The 4,701-nt window shown below is 65.4% G+C and carries 3 protein-coding genes; all 3 read right to left on the bottom strand.

What is annotated here, in order from left to right; genetic code table 11:
- Positions 1 to 2,274 (bottom strand): translation initiation factor IF-2 (gene infB, locus AC1VAN_RS12120; protein ID WP_480985876.1); only part of this gene is annotated, 2,274 nt, incomplete at its 3' end.
- A 92-nt stretch (positions 2,275 to 2,366) separates the two neighbouring features.
- Positions 2,367 to 3,878 (bottom strand): transcription termination factor NusA, encoded by a 1,512-nt coding sequence (gene nusA, locus AC1VAN_RS12115; protein WP_025876225.1) that lies wholly within the window; start codon positions 3,876 to 3,878, stop codon positions 2,367 to 2,369.
- A gap of 4 nt (positions 3,879 to 3,882) precedes the next feature.
- Positions 3,883 to 4,473 (bottom strand): ribosome maturation factor RimP, encoded by a 591-nt coding sequence (gene rimP / locus AC1VAN_RS12110; protein ID WP_025876223.1) that lies wholly within the window; start codon positions 4,471 to 4,473, stop codon positions 3,883 to 3,885.
- Positions 4,474 to 4,701: the final 228 nt, after the last annotated feature.

Here is a 4,701-nt window from a genome sequence, read left to right as displayed (position 1 = left end):
GTAACGCAGGTCCACGCCGTTGGATTCGATGATGCGACGGGCCGAAGCATCCGCACGCACGTTGAAGYCGATGACGGTGGCCTTCGAAGCGGCGGCCGAATTGGCATCCGACTCGGTGATGCCGCCCACGCCGGAGTGGATCACGTTGATGCGGATGTCGTCGTTGGACAGCGCCACCAGGGCCTGGCTCAACGCCTGCACCGAACCCTGCACGTCGGCCTTGATGACCAGGTTGAGGACCTGCTGGCCCTCGCCCTTGCCCAGGGTCGCCATGATGTCTTCCATGCGGCTGCCCGCAGTGGCGACCAGGCGCGATTCGCGGCGCTTGGTCTCACGCTGCTGGGCAACGTCCTTGGCCAGACGCTCGTCGTCGACGACGACGAAGTCATCACCGGCTTCCGGCACGCCGGACAGGCCCAGGACCTGCACCGGGATGGACGGACCAGCGAACTCCGGCTGCTTGCCGGTTTCGTCGAACAGCGCACGCACGCGGCCGTACTGGATGCCGCACACCAGGTAATCGCCCTTCTTCAGGCGGCCCTGCTGCACCAGCACCGTCGCGATCGGGCCACGGCCCTTGTCCAGCGACGATTCGATGACCACGCCGTTGGCACGACCGTCGTCGACCGCCTTCAGTTCCAGCAGTTCAGCCTGGACCGAAACAGCTTCCAGCAGATCGTCGATGCCCAGGCCGGTCTTGGCCGAGATCTCCACCATCTGGGTGTCGCCACCGAAGTCTTCGGCCACGACCTGCTCGGAGAGCAGTTCGTTCTTGACCCGCATCGGGTCGGCACCGGACTTGTCGATCTTGTTGATCGCCACGATCAGCGGCACGCCCGCCGAACGGGCGTGCTGGATCGCTTCCTTGGTCTGCGGCATGACGCCGTCATCGGCAGCCACGACCAGCACCACGATATCGGTCAGCTTGGCACCGCGGGCACGCATCGAGGTGAACGCGGCGTGGCCCGGGGTATCCAGGAAGCTGATGACGCCCTTCGGCGTTTCAACGTGGTACGCACCGATGTGCTGGGTGATGCCGCCGGCTTCGCCGGTGGCGACCTTGGTGCGACGGATGTAATCCAGCAGCGAGGTCTTGCCGTGATCGACGTGGCCCATGATGGTGACCACCGGCGGACGCTGCACGGCCTCGCCCTGGTTCTCGCCAGCCGATGCCAACAGCGCGTCTTCAGCGTCGTTGTCGCTGGCGCGGATCGCCTTGTGACCCAGCTCTTCGGTGACCAGTGCCGCAGTGTCGTGGTCGATGGACTGGGTGATGGTGGCCATCACGCCCATCTTGAACAGCGCCTTCACCACCTCGCCGCCCTTCAGCGCGAGCTTCTGCGCCAGGTCGGCCACGGTGATGGTGTCGCCGATCGCCACTTCACGCACGACCGGTGCGGTCGGACGTTCGAAGGCGTGCGGGCCGGAGTTGCCACCGCCGCGCGACATGTCGCGACGGCCGGACGTCGGACGGCTGCCCGGGCGACCACGGTTGTTGCTGTTGTTGCTGTTGCCACGGCGCGCACGATCGGCGGCTGACAAGTGCATCTGACCGGCAAAGCGATCACCCGGGCCACGCTCRTTGCGCGGCGCGTTGCGATTGTTGCGGTCGTCGCTGCGCGGCGGCGCACTACGCGGAGCAGCCGGGGCTGCAGCCGGAGCACGCGGCGGGCGCGGCGCGGTTTCGTCGATCGGCGCGCGCACCTTGGGCTGGCTGGCAGCCAGGGCTTCGGCAGCCTTGGCGGCGACCGCAGCTTCCTCGGCCGCCTTCTTCTCGGCCTCGGCACGCTCCTTGGCAGCGACCTCTTCCTCGCGCTTGCGGACGATTTCCTCGTCACGCAGGCGGTCCTTCTCGGCCAGTGCCTGCTGCTCGGCGAGGTTGCGTGCGCGCGACTCTTCCAGCTTGCGCAGGATGTCGGCACGCTCTTCGTCCGGGGTCATCGCGCGACCACCATCGGCCTTGACGTAGGTGCGCTTCTGGCGCACTTCCACGTTCACGGTTGTCTTGCTGCGACCGGAATTGACCGTCACTTCCTGCTGCTTGCGACGGTTGAGGGTGATCTTCTTGGCAGACTGATCAGTCTCTTCCGGGGCCTGCTCGGGCTTGCCATGCGAGCGACGAAGGAAGCCCAGGAGCTTCACTTTCTCGGAGCTGGTCACGACCTGGTCGGGACCGCTGAACTTCATGCCGGCACCAGCCAGCTGTTCCAGCAGTTTTTCGACCGGTGTATTGACCAGTTCAGCAAGCTTGCGGATGGTGGTTTGCTGCGACATTCGGATCCTATGATCTTGTGGGCGCCCCCCCGCATCTGGAGGTGGCGCGGATTCTACGCCCTGATCGGCTCAGGGCCCTGTTCATTGCCGGCTCATTCGCCGCGTTCCAGTCGGGCGATTTCCTCGGCACGCGCGGCCAGGATCAGCGCCGCGGCGCGCTCCTGGTCCAGCCCTTCGATGCCGAAGTCCATGACCTCGTCGGCGGCCAGGTCGGACAAGTCCTCGCTGGTACGCACGCCGTGGCCGGCCAACGCATATGCGGTGGCTTCGTCCATGCCCTTCAGGGACAGCAGGTCCTGCGCCGGCTGGCCGTCCTCCAGGCCTTCCTCGACTGCCAGGGCCTCATTGAGCAGCGCATCGCGGGCACGTGCGCGCAGCTCTTCGACGATGTCTTCGTCGAAACCTTCCACGGCCAGCAGTTCGCCGACCGGTACATATGCGATTTCCTCGACCGTGCCGAAGCCTTCGCTGACCAGGATGCCAGCGATTTCCTCGTCCACTTCCAGCTTGTCCATGAACAGCTGGCGAGCCGAAGCCTGCTCGGCTTCCGACTTGGCGGTCACCTGGTCCTGGGTCATCACGTTCAGCTGCCAACCGGTCAGGCGGCTGGCCAGGCGCACGTTCTGGCCGCCCTTGCCGATCGCCTGGGCCAGGCGGTCTTCAGCAACGGCCAGGTCCATCGAATGCTTGTCTTCATCGACGATGATCGACTGCACTTCGGCCGGCGCCATCGCGTTGATGACGAAGTTGGCCGGGTTCTCGTTCCACAGGACGATGTCCACGCGCTCGCCATTGAGCTCGTTGGACACGGCCTGCACGCGCGAACCACGCATGCCGATGCAGGCGCCGATCGGATCGGTGCGGGCATCGTGGGCGAGCACGGCGATCTTGGCGCGGTCGCCCGGATCGCGGGCGCACGCCTTGATTTCCACCAGGCCCTGGCCGACTTCCGGTACTTCCAGCTTGAACAGCTCGATCATGAATTCCGGCGCTGCGCGGCTGATGAACAGCTGCGGGCCACGCGGCTCCGAACGCACTTCGGCCAGGTAGCCGCGGACGCGGTCGCCGGCACGCAGGACATCACGCGGAATGCCCTTGTCCTTCGGAATGAAGCCTTCGGCGTTGCCCCCCAGGTCGACATAGATGTTGCCGCGCTCGGCGCGCTTGACCACACCGGTGATCAGCTCACCGACGCGATCGGCCCAGGCATCGACCACCTGCTGGCGCTCGGCTTCGCGCACACGCTGCACGATCACCTGCTTGGCGGCCTGGGCGGCGATGCGACCGAAGTCGGGGTTCTCGATCTGCTCTTCGATGTAATCGCCGACATCCACGCCTTCGGCTTCGTCGATGGCGTCCATCAGGCGGATCTGGCGATCCGGCGATTCCATCACTACGTCGTCGGCCACCACTTCCCAGCGGCGGAAGGTTTCGTAGTTGCCATCCTTGTGGTCGATGACCACGCGGGTCAGCACTTCCTCGTCGGGATAGCGCTTCTTCGCTGCCGAGGCCAGGGCGGCCTCGATGGCATCGAAGATCACTTCACGCGGCACGCCCTTCTCGTTGGCGACCGCGTCCACTACCAGCAACAGTTCCTTGCTCATTGGCTCACTCCGCGCGCGGCTTCTTTGCCGCCGGCTCGTTGGAAGAAGAATTCTTGTTCGGCTTCGGACGCTTCGGTGCCGGACCGGTCGGCTTGCTCGGGGCCAGCCCCAGCGCCACCCAGTCAGGCATGATCCGCGCCTTGTCGATGTTGTCGGCCGACACCACCAGTGCGGCGTTGTCGACGATGAAGGTGATGCTGCCCTGCGCCTCATCGATCGCTTCGATGCGACCCTGCAGGCGACGACGGTTTTCCTGCGGCAGCTTCAGGGTGACCTTGGCCGATTCGCCGAGGTGACGACCGAACTGCTCCAGGTTGAACAGCGGGCGATCCACGCCCGGCGAAGACACTTCCAGCGTGTAATTGCCGCTGATCGGGTCTTCGACGTCCATCTGTGCGGACACTTCGCGGCTTACCCGCTCACAGTCGTCCACATTGATGATGCGCTCCGGCTGTTCCGCCAGCGGCACGTCGATGTAAAGGCGAAGGGTCGCACCGCCGGGGGCCGGCAGATACTCAACGCCCAGCAGCTCCAGGCCCAGCGACACAACGGTCGGGGCGAGCAGATTCGCGATGTCGGTTGCCTTGTCGCTCACAGCCTGCCTTGATCTCTTGGTTGGGTGCCGGCCTTGGCCAGCATGGAAACATGACGCCCCGAAAACGACGAAGGGCCCGCTGGGCCCCTTTTCCGGAAAGACTCCGGTGACTGGATTCCGGTTGCAACGCGCTGAACAAGCGTGCTGCGGCCCTCCTTCCGGGTGGATCTCCGATGGGGAGCGCCGCCGTCAGGGGTACTTCTAGGCCGCTGATGATAGCCCCTGCAC

The organism is Stenotrophomonas sp. 05L44_2 (assembly GCF_056665995.1).
This window is presented reverse-complemented; position numbering and strand designations above follow the sequence as displayed.